Genomic DNA, 20,734 nt, shown 5'->3' on the forward strand with positions numbered 1-20,734 from the left:
CTGGCTTTTAGATCTTTTAATTTATGGGTATCGCTCATAAGTTCTACAACTTGTTTTACACCACGTTTGCGATTGCGAGAATATTTATATAACCATTTATAAACTGCCGTTGTAGACACTTCATATTCCCTGCAAATCTCGGCAACAGTGGAAATATTCTTTTCAATCTCTTGAACTTTTTTACGCTTAAAGCTTTCACTAAAATAACGATTTACTCGATTAGAAGCTTCTTTGGAAAAATCTTGTAGATTTGCCATAATACTGAGTTGTTTAAAACTCCGTAAAACGGTCAACTTATTTCAGTACCCGACAGAGATTCAGATTTCCAGATTTTCGGCTTCTAACTTCTTCAGGTTTCCCGCTGATTTCGCAGATCTGCGCAGAATTATTCGTCATCCTGAACACTGAGCACCGACCACTGAACACTATTCAAGAGCTTTCATTTTCGAAAATACATCCCACAACACCACGCCTGCACTTACAGCAATATTAAGAGAATGCTTGCTGCCAAGTTGCGGAATTTCGAGGACGCCGTCGCTGGCTGAGACCACCTTTTGCTGCACTCCTTTCACTTCGTTTCCGAAAACCAAAGCACATTTTTGCCCTTTTTGAGGGGTAAAGGCATTCAGAAATGTGGAATCTTCAGCCTGTTCTACTGCATAGACTTGGACATTTTCCTCCTGAAGCTTTTTAACCAGCTCAAGGGCGTCTTCAATATATTCCCAGGCTACAGTTTCGGTTGCGCCAAGGGCTGTTTTATGAATGTCTTTATGTGGCGGAGTGGCAGTAATTCCGCAGAGGTAGATCTTTTCGATTAGAAAAGCATCAGATGTCCTGAAAATCGAGCCTACGTTGTTCAGGCTCCTCACATTGTCTAAAATAACGATGAGCGGCGTCTTTTCGGCCGACTTAAATTCTTCAGTAGATTTTCTTATAAGTTCGCTATTTTTTAGCTTTCGGTTTTCCATGGAGCAAAAATAAAAAATTAAGGAGCACTTTCAGAAGAGAGTAATAACTGAGTGAAAGAATATATTTCCCGGGAAAATAAATAGTTGACAGGTTGTGGATAAAAGTTTGAAAATGAGAAAGGGGAAGATTACCTTTAAAGGAAGAGAATCTATATTTTAGCTCTCAGCAAAAATTTGAGCACAGTGTCAGGAAAATCAGAGAAGAAGGTTACCCCTTTAATGCAGCAGTACAACAGCATCAAGAAGAAATATCCCGATGCGATGTTGCTGTTCAGGGTGGGCGATTTTTATGAGACTTTTGGGGAGGACGCCGTTAAAGCTGCACGAATTTTAAATATTGTACTTACCAACCGGAACAATGGTAGTGAACGCAGTGAACTGGCCGGGTTCCCACACCACTCTTTAAATACTTATTTGCCAAAACTTGTCAAAGCAGGGCAAAGAGTGGCAATCTGTGACCAGCTGGAAGATCCAAAACTTACTAAAAAGATCGTGAAGCGTGGAGTGACCGAGCTCGTGACTCCCGGAGTATCAATGAATGATGAGGTGCTTCAAAGCAAGACGAATAATTTTTTATGCGCAGTTCACTTCGGAAAAAGGTCTTTGGGAATATCTTTTCTTGATGTTTCTACGGGCGAATTCCTTACCGCCGAAGGTTCTGTGGAATATATCGATAAGCTGCTGCAAAATTTTAGCCCCAGCGAGGTGTTGGTTCCAAAGCAGAAGAAAAAGGAATTCTTCAACAACTTTGGACAGGATCATCATGTTTTCTTTCTTGAGGACTGGATTTTTAAGCATGATTATGCCTATGAAAACCTGAATACACATTTTAAAACAAAATCTCTAAAAGGATTTGGAGTCGAGCAGCTGGAGGAGGGAATAATTGCAGCAGGTGCAGTTCTTTATTATCTTGGAGAGACACAACATCACCGCCTGCAACACATCACAGGTATTACCCGTATCGCTGAAGAAGAGTATGTATGGATGGACCGGTTTACGATCCGCAACCTAGAGCTTTACACTTCCACTGCTCAAAATGCAATTACCCTGCTCGATGTCATTGATAATACTATTTCCCCAATGGGCGGAAGGATGCTGAAACGCTGGCTTGCCTTACCTCTCAAAAATGCTGAAAAAATAAAGAAGCGTCACAAGGTAGTTGCGCACCTGGTGGAACAGCCGGAGACACTTCAGAAAATAAGGAGTCATGTCAAGAAGATAAGCGACCTGGAACGGTTGATCTCTAAGGTGGCCGCTGGTAAGGTATGTCCGCGTGAGGTGATTCAGCTGAAAAATTCTTTAGAAGCTGTTATTCCGGTGAAGGCCCTTGCAACTTCTTCAGACGAAGAGGCTTTAAAGATAATGGGGGAGAACCTTCAGGGTTGTGATCTGCTTCGGAATAAAATTAAGGAAACCCTTTTCGAAGATGCGCCGGTGAATATTCAGAAGGGAAATACTGTTGCCGAAGGTTTTTCCGAAGAGCTGGATGAGCTGCGAAAAATAGCATTTTCGGGCAAGGATTATTTAGATAAACTTCTGGAGCGGGAGAGTATCGCAACGGGAATTACTTCCTTAAAAATAGGTAGTAATAATGTCTTTGGATATTATATTGAGGTGCGTAATGCTCATAAAGATAAGGTGCCGCAGGATTGGGTGAGAAAACAAACTCTGGTCAATGCGGAAAGGTACATTACCCAGGAGCTTAAGGAGTACGAGGCAAAGATCCTTGGCGCCGAAGAAAAGATTCTGCAACTGGAGCAGGAGATATTTGCAAAACTGGTAACCTGGATTGGAGATTACATTCAGCCGGTGCAGCAAAATGCCGTGATTATAGGTCAGCTGGATTGTTTGTGTTCCTTTGCTCAACAGGCAATATCTGAAAACTACTGCAAGCCCAAAATTGACGATTCCTTTGAACTGGAGATCACCAATGGACGGCATCCGGTTATTGAAAAGCAGCTGCCTCTTTCGGAATCCTATGTTTCCAATGATGTTTACCTGGACAGGGAAACCCAGCAGATCATTATGATCACAGGACCCAACATGAGTGGTAAGTCGGCCATTCTAAGACAAACCGCTCTTATAGTTTTGATGGCGCAAATGGGAAGCTTTGTGCCTGCCGAAGCGGTTCGAATTGGTTTGGTAGATAAGATCTTTACGAGGGTAGGGGCAAGCGATAATATTTCAATGGGAGAATCCACTTTCATGGTAGAAATGAATGAGACGGCAAGCATTCTTAACAACCTTTCGGAAAGAAGCCTGGTCCTGCTCGATGAAATTGGCAGGGGAACCAGCACTTATGACGGAATTTCAATTGCCTGGGCGATCACAGAATACCTGCATGAACATCCTGCCAAAGCAAAAACCCTTTTCGCAACCCATTACCATGAACTGAACGATATGGGCAATACTTTTGGCCGGATTAAGAACTTCAATGTTTCGGTAAAGGAGCTCAAGGATAATGTGCTTTTCCTGAGAAAGCTGGTGCCGGGAGGCAGTGAACATAGTTTTGGAATTCACGTGGCGCGCATGGCAGGGATGCCTCAGCAGGTTTTGCGAAGGGCAAACAAGATCCTGAAGAAACTGGAAGATTCCCACGGCATGAAAGAGAAATCGGGTGCTGTAAGAAAGTCGGCTGAAGACGATATGCAGCTCAGTTTTTTCAATTTGGATGATCCCCTTCTGGAAGAACTTAAGGAGGAGATCCTTCATCTTGATATCAATACACTTACTCCCGTAGAGGCTTTGATGAAGCTAAACGAGATCAAACGCATGCTTGGCAACAGGCAACAGGCGGGGGTTTAAAGGGTTAACAAAAGGGAGAGGAAAGAGGTGGTTTTTAATAAAAAAAATCTTTGCCAGTTTCAGAAATGTATTAAATTTGCACCGCAATACTCCTCGCGAGGGGAGAAGTTCTTTAAAAATGCGAAAATAGCTCAGTTGGTAGAGCGCCACCTTGCCAAGGTGGAGGTCGCGGGTTCGAATCCCGTTTTTCGCTCTGGAGAAAATAAGTCCCGGTTTATCCGGGTTTTTATTTTTTATCCGCTCGGATGGTGGAATTGGTAGACACGTTGGACTTAAAATCCAATGGGAAGAAATTCCCGTGCGGGTTCAAGTCCCGCTCCGAGTACTGAAACCCTTGTTAATCTATTGATTTTCAAGGGTTTTTTGGTTTATAACGGTTTGTTTTCCCCGCATTTTTTCTTTCCAATCCCTGAAAATTTTCTTCCCTAGTTTTACCAGTAAAAGGATGCCTTAAAAAAAGCATCCTTATATGGATAAGCACTCAGAGAATACTGATCAAATATTAGAATTGAGCCGTAACGCTGTTAGAGCATATTGTTGTACCGGATTCACAAATCTTATATGTAAGACTACCACTACCTTTAAAAGAGGTTTTATCGGTAAAGCTACCGGCATCGGCTACTGTGGTCAAGAATTCTCCATCTCTGTATATGTCAATTTGGTTAGCTGTATCGGTAAGATTCCAGGACAGCTTTGTTTGCCACATCCCTTTTACCTTCGAGCCGACTGCTGTTAGCTGTAAATCTGGGGGAGCTGTAATTTCTCCTGAAACAGAAATACTTTTAGTAACACTTTGACTAACCCCAAGATCATCTGTGACATTTAAAGAAACCTCATAAGTACCTGCCTGGCCGTAAGATTTCAGGGGATGCTGTAAAGAAGATGAAGTGCCGTCACCAAAATTCCAGTTCCAGCTGGCGATACTTCCATCGCTGTCTGTACTTAAATCGGTAAATTGAACATCTAAAAGGTTTGCTGAAAAAGAGAAATCAGCAATTGGTGAGGAATTCCCAGGCTCTGAAGTATCTCCTCCATTCCCGATTATAATAACCTTTTCAGAACAATTTTGATATAGTACTTCACAAACCTTATAAACAAAAGTTGCATCCCGGACATTGTCCAAATGATCGACGTAGGAAGAGATACTGTTACCCGGTTCAAAAATAATATTTCCATCGCGATAAATCCTGACCTTACTGCTGGTCGGAGTATTCCAGGACAAATCAACTTGGTACCTTCCGCGTATTTTGGAAGAAATAGCACTGAAAGCAAGATCTGGTGGCGCGGGAGCTGTAAAGTTGATGGGGCCCCAATGGCTGTAGGCAAGATTTGAAGTGCCTGAAGGAACACCAGAAATCATATTGGGAGTAGCATTTGAAACAACAGCCTGATGCACCTCTGCCGGGGTAGCCTGAGGATTATGTGAAAGATAAAGAGCTGCTATTCCTGCAACATGTGGTGCTGCCATTGAGGTACCGCTCATATACCTGGTGGAAGTATCATCTGCAATTCCTGCAGAAAGGATATAAACCCCCGGAGCATAAAGATCCATGCATTCTCCGTAATTGGACCAGAAGGCTATATTATTTTCAATATTACTTGCCCCTACTGTTATGGCTTCCGGAACCCTCGCGGGACTGAAGCCACAGGCGTTCATTGAAGAATTCCCCCCGCAATAGCATAAGTAACGCCAGAGGCTATTGAATTTTGAACTGCCTCATCAGCCAATACCTCCAGGTCTGCAACCGGATCTCCAAGGCTCATATTGACAACAGCAGGTTTTACTGCATTTGCTGTAACCCAGTCCACTGCGTGAATTATGCGGGAATATGGAGATCCATCTGTACATCCAAAAACACGCAGATTTACCAGATTTACATCTTTAGCTACTCCATAAGTCATCCCGCCCACAGTTCCGGCAACATGCGTTCCATGACCATGACAGTCTTCCCCCGGATCAGAGGAATTTAGTACATCATTTTCGTCGGGATATGCCAGCACAAAATCATAACCTAAAGTAACCCTTCCATTAAATTCACTGTGGGTACTTCTTATTCCGGTATCAATAATATAGGCAGTTACACCAGTACCCGCAGAGGTGTAGGAATAAGCCCTGTCCATTAGCTGGTCCCGTTGGTCTATTCTGTCCAATCCATAAATTGGGTAATCCTGAACCGCCACAACAGTTTCTTCAATCTCCTCAAGTTGTACATATCTGTCTGCTATTACAGAAACAACCCTTGGATCATTTATTAATTTTTCTGCCTGTGCCGGGGTAAGCTGTGCCACAAAACCCGTCAATGCAAATCTGTATGTTCCCTTTATTCTTGCCTTAGGCATATTCCCAACTTCTTTGGTCAAAGCTTCCAATGCAGCATCTGCACGGGAATCTTTTTTTGCCGGCTTTTTCGAATAAGAGTACAATGTATTGATCTTTAATAACACCGGAATTTGCCTTCGAGTCCGGAATAGAAGCTTTCAGATCCAGCTCCTCGGCAACTTCTATTGGTTCCTCACTACAGGATAAAATCAAACTGAATAGTAAAAGAAAAACGAGTTTGGGGAGAATGCGGTAAAAGTTTAAAATCTCCATATAATTAAATTTTGCGTGTTACAGTAAGATACCCCCGGATGCCCGGCAGCAGGAAACTATTTTGGAGGGGATTTTGAACTGTGGATAGGGTGGATTTATATAAAATTTTAAATTCAATTCCACACGAGAGCTACGGGTACCACAGTTAATTGTGATAAATATATTTGAAAAAAATAGGCTCTCAAATTTTTTAACACTTTGAATGTCAGATAATAATCAGGTTATTTTGGATAAAAACTGTACAGGATAGAGAAGGAAAAAACTCTGAGTAGTGGAGTGTGGAGAGGGAAATCATAATGTTATATTCCAAAGAAAAGGAGGCAGGCTGGGTAAGTCTGCCTCCTTTTTTAAGTAACTTAATTTATTTAATCAGCGTAATTTTATATTGTTGTGTTTCTCCTAAAAGGAGTAGAGGGTATAGTCCTTGCGGCCATGAATTATGAGTGAAGTTCCAAAACAGATCTCCGCCTTCAGATGGAACGTTAAAATTCTGTTGTATTAATAATTCTCCATTCATGGTGTAAATGGCTGCCTGGAATTTTTGTCCTCCAACCTCGGGAGGGAAGCTTATCCAGAAACCATTATCTGCAATAGGGTTTGGATACACCATTCCTTCTATTTCATCTGAGAAAGATTGTGACTCAGTAAATGAACCTGTAGATGTACATTCAGTGCCTTTAGAAACAATGTTGCTTCTTTTCTCTCTACCGTTTTTATCATTCCAATAGATGATCAACATTGTTTTGTTAGTATTAGTCAATGGAGTATTGAACTGAGTTTCTCCCGGGTTTACAATTATGTCGTCTGATAAGCTGCTATTTTTTACTTCCCAACGTACTTGTAACGTACAGGTACTCGGATTACTGATTACCCAAGTTTCCACTGTGGAATTTTCAGGACATACCTGTGTAATATCTAACCTGTCTGTCCCTATACAGTCTAGTGGTTGATCCATACCATCACAATCTTGGTCTATGGTATCTCCCCGAATATCAAAGGCTCCAGGATGGACGGTTCTATCACTATCGTTGCAATCTCCAGCTAAAGTGGAATAACCGGATTCAGGTTCTATGCAAGATTCTACATTGGTTTGAGGATCATCAACTCCATAACCATCACCATCACTATCTACATAATATGTAGTGGTAGAGCCACCTTCAAGTGAAACAGTAAAAGAAGTAGAAGCATTATTTTGAGCACCATCTGTTACGGTTAATGTAACAAGTGTTTCGTTGCTTATAACTGTTTCTGCGATAGGATCTTGAGTTATCGTGAGGTCTGCATCGCAGTTATCTGAAACTGTGACCAAAGAAGAATAATCACCTAAAGCAGCCTGACAGTTTTCATCTGCAATTAAAGTCTGATCTTGAATAGAAGAAATCGAGGGATCTGTACCATCCTTTAAAATAAGATTAAAGGATGTACTGCTGCTGTTTTCATTTCCGTCATTTGCTGTAATTACGATTTCCTGAACAGTGCCGTTTCCTGAAACTTCGAATCCTGCCTCTGGAGTTTGAACCAGTATTGGAGTTGAGCAATTATCTGTAACTGTGACCTCAGGAAGATAATTTGGAATTGAAAAACTACAGTTTTGATCCAACGTTGCTTCTTTATCGGCAATTGAAGACAATTCTGGTTTTGTTTTGTCTTTAAGAGTAATTGTAAAGCTGGTTGAGTTGATATTTCCATTCCCGTCATCAGCTGTGAGGGTGATGAGTTGTGTGGTATTATGGTTGGTCAGCACTGTTCCAACAGCGGGTGCTTGTGTTAATGTTGGAGTGGAACAATTATCTGTCGCTATTGTTTCACCAGTATAATCTGGAATTACGAAATGACAGTTTTCATCTACACCAACTTCCTTATCTAACACTGCAGTTAGTTCAGGCAGAATTTTATCCTGGATGGTTACTGTAGTAGTACAGGTAACGGTGAAATTATTTATATCTGTTACTGTTAAGGTTACTAGCTGATCTCCTATATCCTCACAGTTAAATTCAGTTTTGTCTATGGACATGGATTGGAATCCACAGCTTGTCGTACTTCCATTATCCACATCTTCAACTGTTAAGCTTGCAGTTCCATCAGCACCCAATTCAAGAGTGAAAGGATCTTTGCAAACCGCAACCGGACCGGAGCAGGTGCCTGTCACTTCTACAGAAGCACTGAATTCAGAGGTATTTCCTCCTGCATCTGTGGCAGTGGATAAAATGAAATCTCCTACAATAAAACTGCTTCCTGTAGGTAAAGGAACAGATATTTCTTTTGGTACTCCAGCATTATAATCGGCTTCTGTAAATAAATCATAAAAAAGATATTCTTTCGCTTGTCTTGCTCCTGCTTCAATAAAGAATTCAACCTGGATCGGATAGGTCGAATTGCCAGGTGCAGAATCAACAAAATAGCTTAGAACTATCTCACCTCCTTCCAAAGCAGCACCTTCAGAAAGAACTGGGTAATTCTGAAAGCGGTTTGGTCCTTCATCTGCATCACCAGCATCGTTGACATTAATTCCATATTGAGGTACAATATCAATTCCTATACCACCTGTGTCATAAATTTGATTACCAGAGATTTCTACTTGTGCAGGGTCTCCATAAAAAAATTCTTGTATTAGAATTCCAGCCCCCCCACCTCTAATGATATTTCCCATTCCGTTTTCACTACCTCCAAATTTATTTCCTTGCCCACCTTCAAAAATAACTGCAGCAATATCTCTTTGGGATTCTTTGAACCCAATGGTATTATTGTAGATCTCATAATTTTGACCGTACATTATATGGATATCTGCGTACCCCCCTCCCGCAATGAGATTTCCCTCAATTAAGACTGAACCTTCAGAATAAGCATAAATAGTTTGAGAAGATTCAGGAGACAACATCTTCCCAGAGGCATCTGTTCCTAAAAAATTACCTTGAATTTTACCGTTTGTTCCAGATACGTTGATGACATACCAACTTTCATTTGCAACAACGTTTCTTTCAAAGGGTCCTGTTCCTCCAACCACATAATTTTGTCCAGTTACAGAAATGCCCGCAACTCCATTTGAAATAAAATTAAATCCGTTAATACCAAGGCCAATAAAATTTCCAAGTATTTTGGTTCCTTCACCATCTTCTGATACTCCAGCTGCCTGATTCCCAGAAATAATGTTTTTAACTCCATCAACACCTCCTCCGATCAGATTTTCTGTAGATAATGGGTAATTTTCTGGTATAGTAATTCCCTCGCTTCCATTGCCAAGAGCAGAGTTGTTAAGACTTATTCCGATATAATTACCTTGAATCTTATTATAATGTCCTATTAGATATATTCCTGATCTATAGTTTCCTGAAATTAAATTTCTCATGCTTAATTCAGAACCGCCTATTTGATTGTGGTTGGAATCCCGAAGCTCTATTCCATTTCTGCCATTACTTAAGCTCTGGGTTCCAGTTATATTTGTTCCTATATAGTTGCCAAATATTGAGTTTCTTTCGACTACTGAGGAATCATATCCATCTAAAAAAATTCCGTTTGATGTATTTCCAGATATTATATTTCGATCATTTGCGTCTTGACCTCCTATGACGTTATCGGAGCTGTTCAACAGAAATATTCCCTTCCCATTACCCGCTTTGCTTTGCCCATCTGGGGTGACTCCAATAAAATTTCCTGAAAAAGTATGACCGCCGGAATTTTTTGCTAAAATTCCAACTCCAGCACCTGAGAAATAATAATTGTTATCAATAAAATTTCCAATAACAAAACCTTTGATTGTACTTCCTGAAGAATTTCCAGTAAGTACAAATCCATTGGCTTCTAATTGATTGCCGTCAATTATGATCTGGGGTGTTTCCCAAGAATAACCTACTTGAGTAGTTCCATCTAAAACAATTATTTCTGTAATTTCAGGAAGAGGTGATTGAAGTGAAATTCGGTGAGGGCCTTCTCCGGAAATTTGAAAATAGATATTGTCCTTAGCCGTATCAGAATTTGCTGATGCTATCGCCTCCCGCAAGCTACCCGAACCTGCATCGGCTGTGGTAGTTACAATGTAGTCAGTTTGGGCCTGGAATTGATATCCACAAAACATTAAAGCGGCTCCTAAGAATTTCTTACATGCGGAGTCCCGGAAAAAACGGTAGTAGTTTTTCATCATATATTAATTTGATGTTAATACACATTAAGAGGGGGAACCCTTGGGGATGTGCTAAATTAGCATGTAGGAGTCTTCTAATCAGTCACTTGATAAAGCTAATTAAAAAGTATTAAGAAATAGGCTTGGAATTATAACAAATAAATGTTAAAGTATTTTTGTGGTATTTTCGATCTTTTATGTCAGCTAAAAAATAGATTAGGTAACAGATTTAGGAGAAATATAATAAACAATTGAAAAAACAACTTTCCGAAATTGACCTCACCGGGTTGAATGCCCTCCAGGAAATTTATGCCAGTCACAATCACCTGAATCATCTTGTTTTCGGAGAAAAACCGGAAATGTATCTCATTTACGCAGAAAATAACGAACTCTCAAGCCTGGATATGTCTTCACTGGAGCATGAGCATTTCTATATTAAGGTTCAGAACAATTCGCGAAACTTATAGATAAACTTTGGGGTTCACTTTTTCTGGTTATATATTCCAGAAAAATAAAACTTTAAGCCCTGTTTATTGGTTGATTCAGGGCCTTTTGATTATTATAATTCTTTCTTGCACCCACCATTAAAACAGAACAATTTTAATAAGCTTAATTTATTAAAAGATCCAAAAAAGGGAATACTTGGATATTAGGGTACAACTTCTTAATAGGTTAACTATTGCTATATTAGCCGCTTTAATTATCATTCAAACTATAATAATTGGTTTGTATTATTTTTAAAGTTTAAGAATATAATTTCTAAAGTAAATATGTCAGATACTACTTCTCCGGCTCAACCAGAAGGGAAACCAAAAAAGAATTTTTTTACACGTTTTTTAGATTTTGTAGAATGGATGGGAAATTTATTGCCCCATCCGGTAACCCTATTTGCAATTTTTGCATTTGGTGTGATTTTGTTAAGTGGTCTGGCAGATTGGCTGGGTTGGACAGCAATAGATCCACGTCCTGAAGGAGCAGCCGGGAGGGCTCCCGGCGGTATAATAGAACCGGTAAGTTTATTGAATGGTGAAGGTTTAAGAAGGATTGTATCCAATCTTGTGACTAATTTCACCTCATTTGCTCCACTGGGTGTAGTTTTAGTGGCATTACTGGGAGTTGGGGTTGCAGAACGATCGGGTTTAATAAGTGCCTGTATAAGAGGAATGGTATTGAAAGCAGCATCATTCAAGCCTATAGGCAACGGTAAAGGATCTGTTTCAATAATAGTTAAACCCTTAAATTTTATTCTTAATCCAAAAAACCTGGTAACCATTGCAATTTGTTTTGCCGCAGTTATTTCCAACACTGCTTCAGAGATGGGGTACGTCGTATTGGTTCCGCTTGCTGCGGTGATATTTTATTCCATGGGAAGACATCCACTTGCGGGTCTTGCCTGTGCTTTTGCCTGTGTTTCTGGTGGTTATAGTGCCAATTTATTAATAGGAACTATAGATCCATTACTGGCAGGACTAACACAAGAAGCAGCAAATCTTATCGATCCTGATTATCTGGTTCACGCCGCTGTAAACTGGTACTTTATGATCATAAGTACCTTTATGATTACCATAGTAGGCACTTTTGTGACACTTTATATTGTAGAGCCAAAATTAGGAACATATAATCCTAAGGAAGCTTCTGAAGACCTTTCAGACCAATCCATTATGGCTCCATTGACACCGGTGGAAATCAAAGGGCTTAAAATAACAGGTATAGCGGTGTTGGCTATTATTGGTTTATTGATGCTGACAATTATTCCTGAAAACGGGGTATTGAGAAACCCTGAAACCGGTGAAATATTAAACTCCCCTTTTTTTAGAGGTATTGTTGCATTTATCTTTATTTTCTTTTTGATACCCGGATTTGTTTATGGCAGGGTAACAGGGGAAATGAAGGATGATAAAGGTGTCATAGAAGGTATGTCCAATGCCATGTCCACTCTAGGCCTGTATATAGTGATAGTATTTTTTGCGGCTCAGTTTGTTGCTTTCTTTGGCTGGAGCAACCTGGGACAGATTTTCGCAGTCAAGGGAGCAGAATTCCTCCAACATGTTGGTATGACCGGGCCTGAGGTATTTATCGGTTTCATTGCGGTTTCGGCTACGGTAAACCTAATGCTTGGCTCTTCCTCAGCACAATGGGCTGTTACAGCACCCATTTTTGTGCCCATGCTTATGTTGACGGGATACAGTCCTGAAGTCATACAGGCAGCATACAGAATTGGGGATTCGGTCACAAATATAATAACTCCAATGATGAGTTATTTTGGTTTAATTCTCGCCTTTGCAGCAAAATATATAAGGAATATTGGTATTGGAACAATTATAAGCATGATGCTTCCTTATAGTATCCTCTTTTATATTTGCTGGCTCCTACTTTTCTATTTGTGGGTTTTTGTCCTGGAATTACCTGTTGGGCCGGGCGCACCCACTTATTACTTAATGGATCAATCGTAAATCCCTTTGATCTTACATTGATTTGTTGTTAATGCGGACTTTAAATTATAGGAATGGCAACAAACAAAAAAACAAAAAAGCCGTGCCAACCAAAGATGCCATGGCGCAGATCTATGAAAACAACTTGTGGGGTAGTAACAGATCCAAATTTTTTTCCGGGTTAGGCTCACATCATCCTGAAACCGTGAATCCAAATATATAGCTGTAGTATTTGCTTTTTTAAAAGATCTTGAAACTCCTCCGTCAGTTTGTGATTTGGGCTGCGGGGATTTTAATATAGTGAAAGGACTGGTAAAGTATAGCGGGAAGTATACCGCTGTAGACATAGTTCCGGAACTTGCGGTGGGTAACAAAAAATAGTTTTGAGGAAACAGTTGTCAAAATGATTTCTTTACCATTCCTTCTTCATGAGGTTCAGAAGTGTTTTTAATCACAAAATCCACAACACCAAGTATTAGTTCCTCTTCTGTAATTACTTCAACTTTCCATTGGCCTTCCCTAAGGTTATTTTTATAGGTATATCCACGGAAACCACGACCACGCCCACCGGCAACTTCAAAACCAATGTCATCAGTTAGTTCCCATTTCCTTGTTTCAGGATTATACCATTTCCACCTGTGAAAGATGGACTTTTTTAAATCTGTAGGTGCAAAAACAGAAGTGAACACATAAACTCTTTGATCTGCCTTACGATGAAAATTAATGTCATGTGTACGCCAAAATACAAACCATTGATTCTGCTCGTAAGTAACAATGTATTCATTATTTTTTTTCCTGATATCATGAGCCACCAGCCCGGTTTCCATAGCTAGTGGTACCGGCGGAATAAGATTAAAATAGTAAAAAACATTAATTGTTATATAGATAGAAAGGATAAGACTGATCAGTTTTTTTAGACTTATCTCAGCTCTTGTGCCTGGGCTTGACCTGTAAATAAACCTGATGAGTGCCAGCGTGGTCCCCAAACTTACAAGACCCGAAATTATAAAAATAAAGGTATTCATTTCCTTGATCAGCGTGGGAATCATAAAGGCGAAAAAGGTAAAACTTATAAAAAAATAAACACCAAACTGAAGGTATTTATTGGAGATTTTCTTTTTAAGAAACTCGTTTGCAAATAAGAGAAGAACCAGCAGTATGAAAAAAAACAAAGTTTTTGACATGGACACACTTCTAAAAAAATAGATAACAAAAGCACTTGAAAGTGCGCCAAAGAAAAACTGTATGATTAGTGGGAAATATTCGGAATAACGTCTGATAAACGTACCTTCCCACTTGTCATTATCCACTGTATTATATAAGTAAAGCGTTATGGATAATAAGGTCATATGCGAGCAAAGTACCACCGTATCATAAACACGATCTATTCGCCCTAAGGTCAACGTGTCAAAAATGAAACCACCCATAAAAAAAAGAATGGGAGCGTACTTTTGATTGCGAATAACATACCTTCCAAAAGCACTTTTTCTATATCTTACTAAAGCTCTTCTCATAATGTATTGAGTAGCGCCAAATTTAGCGTAAAAACTTCATCCGGATATTTGCTTTGACTTTAATCCCAGAGAGCTTGTGAAAAAAGCGGAATTAGAATCTAATCGAAGATTTCAACGCAATGAAATTAATCATAGCATTCTTGACTCTCCTCTAATCAGTTCAATGCTCCCGTTAGTTCGAGTGTTTTCATCAATGTGGGAGCACTGGTTCTCCTTCCGTCAGTTCGAGTGAATCTGGACCTGCGGTAGAAGGGACAGATTTGTATCGAGAACGACGAAAGTTTCAATGTCGCCTCTGTTCTCGATACAATTTTTTCATCCGCTCCGCTCCTGCAAAAATCACTCGAACTGACGGCTAAGGAATTTCAAATTAGAATTCAAATTCAAGATCAGGAGAAACTTATATTTGGAATTTGGTACTTGTAATTTGGTGCTTTGCAAAAAACACCTCTCAACAATGTCCTTTTTGACTATCATTAAATGACAAAAGACAAAAAAATAAAGAAACCCTGGCCTACTAAAGATGCCATGGCGCAGATCTATGAAAACAATTTGTGGGGTGGTAACGGATCTGAATTCTACTCCGGTTTAGGCTCCCATCATCCTGAAACAGTAAATCCATATATAGCTGTAGTATCTGCTTTTCTAAAACATTTGAAAACTCCTTCGGTAGTTTGCGACCTGGGATGCGGGGATTTTAATATTGGGAAGGAACTTGTAAAGTACTGCAAAAAGTACATCGCAATAGACATTGTTCCAGAGCTTATAACGCATAATAAAAAAGCATTCAAAGCAGATAATTTGGAATATCATGCCCTGGATATTGCAACAGATGTTCTGCCTTCGGGAGATTGCGCGATTCTAAGGCAGGTTTTACAACATTTATCGAATGCGGAAATAAAAAGTGTGGTAGAAAAGTTATACGATTTCAAGTATGTTATTCTTACCGAGCACCTACCGGAAGGAGTTTTTGAACCCAATAAGGATATAATCTCCGGACAGGGCATTAGACTAAAAAAACAAAGTGGCGTTAAGCTTTCCGCATCACCGTTTAACTTTAAAGCCAAAGAAGAAAAACAATTATTATCTGTTCCGGCTCCCGGTTTTAAAGGAGTTTTGGTAACTATTTTATATAAGGTAAATTAAAATATGGCACTACGGTTATGGCCAAAAGAGGTTTAGCAAATTCTTTTTACTTACAATCCAGGGCTAACACAACGCTTTCATCAAACCTCCAGTTCGAATGATTCTCCAGCTGTACAGCATTCACTTTAATGCAGGAAAGCGAATTGTTCTGAACCCGAATATGGAGGTTATCGTGCTCCAGCGAAGAAACATCCAGGCTGGAGAGTTCGTTATTTTCTGCGTAGATTTGATACATTTCCGGTTTTCTCTCTAAAACAAGATGCTTTAATTTATTGTTATTTACATAAATTTCCTGTAATGCCGTTAACCCGGTGAGGTCAATTTCTAAAAGTTGATTTTGGTTCAATGAAAGAAATTGTAAAGCTTCGGCTCCTGTAAGATCAATATCCGTTATTTGATTATTTGATGCTCCCAGAAACCATAATTCCTTTTGGTTAGATAGATCTAGCGAAGTCAATTCATTATCATTAAGGGTTAGATCCCAAAGTTTTAAATTCTGACTGAGATCTATGGAAGATAAATTATTATTACCCAGCATAAGATCATTGATTTCGGGATTGTTGGAAAGATCAATTTGCTGCAGCCGATTCTTGCTTAGTTCCAGGTTCCACAGGTCGGAACTATTGGAAATATCAATTTCAGCAATTAAATTTTCTTCAGCCTTTAAACTATTGAGTTTTTTATTAGCGGAACAGTCTAAAGAGCTTAACTGATTTTTATTAAGGTTTAACCATTCTAATTCAGCAAGCGTCAGAATATTAACTTCCGTCAAAGCGTTATTTTCAACATTCAGTTTTTTCAGGTTTACAAAAGCTTCTATTCCCGTAAGATCCTGTATTTTTTCCATGTCTGAAGCTAAAGGCAGGCTTAGATCCAGTTCGGTAACTCCTTCGATATTTGATCTAAGGACGTAATCATCGAGCACATCATCTAAATTTAATTTAATCAGGCTCTGCTCAAAAACATCATCGGGCACATAAATCCTGGCTTCCTCCGGGTTGCAGTCTGCATAGTCTTCAAAAACTGGGATATCTTCGTTTTCCAGGGAAACATACCTGTAATTCGTAGTGCCTGAACTTTTGAGGTTGACAATTTGCAGGTTCAAACTGTCCGGGTTAGGCTTTTCATCAGGAAAATATTTATATAAAAAAGCTTCATCTGCAGTGTCTATTCGGAAGATCAATAATTTAGAAGAATGGGCCAGGATTGTAAACTGAGCATTTTTCAGTAGGTTATCGGTATTTGAAATGATACACTCTGTTTCCCGGTTCAGAACAACAGTTTTCCACCAAATCCCCAATTGGTCATTGGTAAAAATGAGATAATCATAATATACAAGACTCGGATCCTCATCGGGATAAGGCATATATCTCCGAAGCCAGTACTGGTCATTGTAACATTCAAGAAATGAGATACAGCCTCCATCATTGTAATCATTTCTGAATTTGCCATTAAAAGGAACCTTTATGCCATCATTAAGAATAAGTTTAGAACTGATGTCTCCCCCGGAAATCTGCACATCCTCAAGATTACCCAGCCCCGAAAGAGATATTGTACCCCGATCAAGGATCTCATAACTGCCGGAATGTTTCCCCTGACTATGAATTACGTGGTACTCAAAGTTTTTTCTGAAAACCAGAGTGAATATTTTAAAGTCGGGGTCATCTTCTTTCTGCTTTAAAAAATTTTTATTTATCCGTGTGATTAAAAAGTCTTCTTCTTCATTATAGATAAAATCCCATTGCCCCAGAACATTTTCCTGAAGGGCAGATTCGGGGGCTGAAGTTTCTGGTTCACTGGAAGAGCAGGAAAAAAGAATGGCTGAAAGCCAAATTAATAAAAGGTATTTTTTCTCCATGATTCGATTTGAGGTGGCTCTTTTCCGAAACTTATAAGTTGTCACGGAAATTGTTGAAAATTAAGAAAAAAAGAAATATCCCCGGATCCCCTTCACCGGGGGATCGACGGGTAACTTTGGTGCTACAATCACCTGTTAAAAATGACATTTTTGACACCGTTCTTTTTGAGTAAGAGTTGGATCAGGTTTTTAAAAAATCTCAGGCTTTTTCCTGAAGCGCCTCTTCCCAGAGCTCCATGATCTGCAGGTAATTTTCTATCGCTATCTGTCCATCGGGATAATCCACAAGCAGCACATCATTAAAAATTTCAGATTCCCATTCCTCTGTGCCCCGATTAAAGACATATTCTTTCCTGCTTTTAAATTCGATCTTCACCTGGTTCGTTTTGGGTTCTACGTCATAATACTCATTGACAGAGACCGACTTTAACTTTGAAAGTTCAACGGCATTTCCGTTGAGATTGATAATTTTTGACATTGTTATTATTTAGTGGTTATGATTTGTCATTAGTTGTTTTTGTCGAAATTTGGTGCTTGAGTCGGAAATTGTCATGATTCTTGATTCTTGGCTCTTGGCTCTTAAAGAGAATTACACACCTCCCTAAAGTACTCATAGATCATCACCATCGCCAGGGTATCCAGTTCGCAATAGCGAAGCAGCGCTTGATTTATGGCTTTTGTTTCTTCAGCGGAGAGGTCGGGGAATTGCAGTTTCTGGTAGGCGAATAATGCCGCACCACCATCGGCGATCTCGGGAATGCTTTCTGTGATCTGTTCTAATTTATCACTGTCCCAGTTTTCAAAAACAGGAGGCAAGGCTTTGTACGGACTCACTGCCTTTCCGTTCTCAAACCGCAGAAAGACATGATCGGGATCAAAATTCCTGCTGCTCACCCCGGTTTCTGCTAAAGGCTTTTGATATTTCTCCTGAAGATAACTGCTGGATTGCAATACAGCGGGCAACACTGCTTTAATGGAATTGGAGCCACCCGTTACGGGATCGTAATAATAATTCACCACAGTTTTTTGCAGATCAATCATATCCCGTTCCCCGCTCCACGTTTTTGCATTTTTTCCCGTATTATGACTTATGCTTTCAATGAAGGCCATCAACTCCTCTTTATCAGGTTCCGCTGAATTCCGAAGCTGATCATAAATCACATTCACAATGGTGTTCTCATGATTGTGATACCTGAAGATACTCCCGTTATTGCTCTCCAGGGACTGCTTTAGGGCACGGATAAAATCAAAATTGGGAAATTCTCCGGGGCCGGTATTCAGGTATTCACTGAAATGCTCCACCCGGCCATCTTGATAAACTATATGATGACTAAACTGGAAAGCAAGCTGCTCATAAGGACGCATGTCTTTAAAGAAAGGAAGTGCAACGGCAGTGGTTTCAAAATCAATGAAGTTTAAAGGGAATTTCCAGGAAGCAAGTTCTACTTTCAGGTTTTCAAGGTCGAAATACGGAGTCTCATCTTTCTGAATTGTTTTGTCGATCTGCAACCATTGGCGTTCAGATCGGCTGAGTTTGCCGGCTTCAGGTTTTACGGGAAAATCTTGAGTGGAAATCTCCTTCATAAAGAATTTTCCCTCTTCCAAAAGTTTTCTTGCCGGATTGTACCACACATCGTAGATCTTTGGTTCATCTATTTCAGCAACCGAAAGCTGTAACTGCTCTGCCCAACAGTCGTGGAATCCGCTTTTCTTTCCGGAAGCTTCTTCTGCTTTATACTCACAAGCCTTACAATGTCCACCAATGCCCAGAAAAATTTTCTTATCGTCCCGGTAATGGTCCCTGTACAGACATACCACTTCTTCAAAACTCAGCGATTCATGCAACGGATTTTGCTCCATGATCAGATTTACTTCAGCATCTATATTAATTTCACAGAGAATGGAACCACCCAGGTCGTCTTTTTTGAGTCCCGGTTTCTTCTCTATTCCGGTACGAAGGTCGGAGTCTGCCACTACTTTAAAGCACTGGTGCAGTCCGTCGACAGAAGTGACTGCATCTTTGTTTACCAGCTTCAGGAAGCAGGAGATCTGCCATTCGGGATGACATGCCTGCATCACATATTTCTGAAAAGCCACGTCGTACAGGTAGAGGTCCATACCTCCTTTGAGTTTATCACCTTTGGAATTGATGTAAGACTCATGCCGGTCACCCGAAACAGATTTTGCCTTAACTTCAAGCAGACGTACGTTTTTGCCCTTTTTGACAAGTATATCAACCCGAATAAAAAGTCCGTTGATCAAGAAGGCAGGTTCAAAAATGGTGACCTCGTCCCGGGTGAGAAGTTTTTGAGTTTCATTTGCCAACTTTCGGTAATCCCAGTCATCACCCAGAAGAGCGATTCCGCCGGGATGTTCCATTCGGGCCAGTTCTTCTATCTGAAATCCTCCCTGCGCCAGCTGCTCTAAAAAGCTGTCAGTATCGGCGCTGTTTTCATATTCCGGTTTTCGGGTGTAATACAGTTTGGTAGGACAATCCAGCGCAAGTTTAAATCGGGATTTGGTAAGATAACGTGGTGAGTTCAAAAGCTTTGGTTTATTGTTTCTAAAAATACAGTTTTGAATTAATTTTTCGTACTTCTAACTTCGTAACTCTAAATTTTTGCCTCCTTCCACTGTCCACTTTTAGCTATCTAAACCCAACCGCTTTTCTCGCCGTGTAAGCTTCCCTTAAAACCGAACTGTTTAAAAGTAGAATAATTCTTAATTTTAAACAGTATGAAAAAAAGTAAATTTTCTCCACAGCAGATCTCTAAGATCCTCAAAGAATTCGATAACGGTAAAACAGCTGCCGAGATCAGTCGTGAATATGGTGTAAGCACCGCTGCTTTTTACAAATGGCGAGAGCGTTTTAGCGGAATGAATGGTAAAGAGCTTAAGCGACTCAAAGAACTTGAGGAAGAGAATCGTCGACTCAAGCAAATGTATGCCACCCTTTCTCTAGATCATGAGATGGCTAAAGAGATTATCGAAAAAAAGCTCTAAAGCCTTGCCGTAAGAGAACCATAGCTAAAGAACTTGCTCATTACGGTATAAGCAGGGCGTGCCGTGTCTTAAAAATGAGCAAGAGTGTGTTTTATTATACTCCTCTCCCTAAAGATGATAAACCCATAGAAGAAGCCTTACAGCAAAAGGCAGAGCAGTATAGTGAGGAAGGCTTTTGGATGGCTTATGAGCGACTGCGTAAGGAAGGAAAGCCGTGGAACCATAAAAGAGTTTATCGTGTTTATAAAAACCTTGGCTTAAGCTTAAGGCGTAAAGTGAAGAAAAGATTACCAGCAAG

The 20,734-nt window shown here is 40.0% G+C and carries 12 protein-coding genes, 2 tRNA genes and 2 pseudogenes; 7 read left to right on the top strand and 9 right to left on the bottom strand.

Features of this window, described 5'->3' with window-relative positions:
• On the bottom strand, positions 1–257 hold a 257-nt coding region (locus H148_RS0102375; protein ID WP_037324528.1), incomplete at its 3' end, for a transposase.
• A gap of 168 nt (positions 258–425) precedes the next feature.
• Positions 426–968 (bottom strand): RNA methyltransferase, encoded by a 543-nt coding sequence (locus H148_RS0102380; protein ID WP_029033367.1) that lies wholly within the window; start codon positions 966–968, stop codon positions 426–428.
• Positions 969–1,187: 219 nt separating this feature from the next.
• Between H148_RS0102380 and mutS the strand changes: the two genes are divergently transcribed.
• The 3 genes from mutS (at position 1,188) to H148_RS0102395 (ending at position 4,098) form a co-directional block, all read left to right on the top strand.
• Positions 1,188–3,773 carry a DNA mismatch repair protein MutS gene (gene mutS / locus H148_RS0102385; protein WP_051286138.1) on the top strand — a complete coding sequence of 862 codons (2,586 nt, stop codon included), beginning with the start codon at positions 1,188–1,190 and terminating at the stop codon, positions 3,771–3,773.
• Between the two features lie 120 nt (positions 3,774–3,893).
• Positions 3,894–3,966, top strand: a tRNA-Gly gene (locus tag H148_RS0102390).
• Positions 3,967–4,012: 46 nt separating this feature from the next.
• Positions 4,013–4,098: transfer RNA gene (locus H148_RS0102395), tRNA-Leu, on the top strand.
• A 177-nt stretch (positions 4,099–4,275) separates the two neighbouring features.
• Here H148_RS0102395 and H148_RS18235 read toward each other — a convergent pair.
• The 3 genes and pseudogenes from H148_RS18235 to H148_RS18240 form a co-directional block, all read right to left on the bottom strand.
• Positions 4,276–5,133: a PKD domain-containing protein gene (locus tag H148_RS18235; RefSeq protein ID WP_425414054.1), complete on the bottom strand. Its 858-nt coding sequence runs from the start codon at positions 5,131–5,133 to the stop codon at positions 4,276–4,278.
• A gap of 60 nt (positions 5,134–5,193) precedes the next feature.
• A pseudogene (locus H148_RS17065) lies at positions 5,194–6,218 on the bottom strand (S8 family peptidase); the annotation flags it as partial.
• A gap of 509 nt (positions 6,219–6,727) precedes the next feature.
• Positions 6,728–10,504 carry a MopE-related protein gene (locus H148_RS18240; protein ID WP_029033370.1) on the bottom strand — a complete coding sequence of 1,259 codons (3,777 nt, stop codon included), beginning with the start codon at positions 10,502–10,504 and terminating at the stop codon, positions 6,728–6,730.
• A gap of 230 nt (positions 10,505–10,734) precedes the next feature.
• Between H148_RS18240 and H148_RS0102420 the strand changes: the two genes are divergently transcribed.
• Both H148_RS0102420 and H148_RS0102425 read left to right on the top strand, forming a co-directional pair.
• Complete coding sequence (locus H148_RS0102420; RefSeq protein WP_029033371.1) at positions 10,735–10,950, top strand: hypothetical protein; 216 nt, start codon at positions 10,735–10,737, stop codon at positions 10,948–10,950.
• A gap of 303 nt (positions 10,951–11,253) precedes the next feature.
• Positions 11,254–12,936 carry an AbgT family transporter gene (locus tag H148_RS0102425; protein WP_029033372.1) on the top strand — a complete coding sequence of 561 codons (1,683 nt, stop codon included), beginning with the start codon at positions 11,254–11,256 and terminating at the stop codon, positions 12,934–12,936.
• A 377-nt stretch (positions 12,937–13,313) separates the two neighbouring features.
• Here the strand turns inward: H148_RS0102425 and H148_RS0102435 are convergent, their stop codons facing one another.
• Complete coding sequence (locus H148_RS0102435; protein WP_029033373.1) at positions 13,314–14,429, bottom strand: DUF2914 domain-containing protein; 1,116 nt, start codon at positions 14,427–14,429, stop codon at positions 13,314–13,316.
• A 480-nt stretch (positions 14,430–14,909) separates the two neighbouring features.
• Between H148_RS0102435 and H148_RS0102440 the strand changes: the two genes are divergently transcribed.
• Positions 14,910–15,575: a class I SAM-dependent methyltransferase gene (locus tag H148_RS0102440; RefSeq protein ID WP_029033374.1), complete on the top strand. Its 666-nt coding sequence runs from the start codon at positions 14,910–14,912 to the stop codon at positions 15,573–15,575.
• 46 nt (positions 15,576–15,621) lie between these two features.
• On the opposite strand, the gene H148_RS0102445 is transcribed toward H148_RS0102440, so the two are convergent.
• From H148_RS0102445 to H148_RS0102455, 3 genes are all read right to left on the bottom strand, one after another.
• Complete coding sequence (locus tag H148_RS0102445) at positions 15,622–17,433, bottom strand: leucine-rich repeat domain-containing protein (RefSeq protein WP_029033375.1); 1,812 nt, start codon at positions 17,431–17,433, stop codon at positions 15,622–15,624.
• Between the two features lie 199 nt (positions 17,434–17,632).
• Positions 17,633–17,911: a hypothetical protein gene (locus tag H148_RS0102450; protein ID WP_029033376.1), complete on the bottom strand. Its 279-nt coding sequence runs from the start codon at positions 17,909–17,911 to the stop codon at positions 17,633–17,635.
• Between the two features lie 101 nt (positions 17,912–18,012).
• Positions 18,013–19,977, bottom strand: coding sequence for a DUF2779 domain-containing protein (locus H148_RS0102455; RefSeq protein ID WP_029033377.1), 1,965 nt, complete (start codon positions 19,975–19,977; stop codon positions 18,013–18,015).
• Positions 19,978–20,169: 192 nt separating this feature from the next.
• On the opposite strand from H148_RS0102455, the pseudogene H148_RS18565 reads away from it, so the two are divergent.
• Positions 20,170–20,734: pseudogene (locus H148_RS18565) on the top strand (transposase); the annotation flags it as partial.

Source organism: Salinimicrobium terrae DSM 17865, assembly GCF_000424665.1.
Taxonomy (GTDB): domain Bacteria; phylum Bacteroidota; class Bacteroidia; order Flavobacteriales; family Flavobacteriaceae; genus Salinimicrobium; species Salinimicrobium terrae.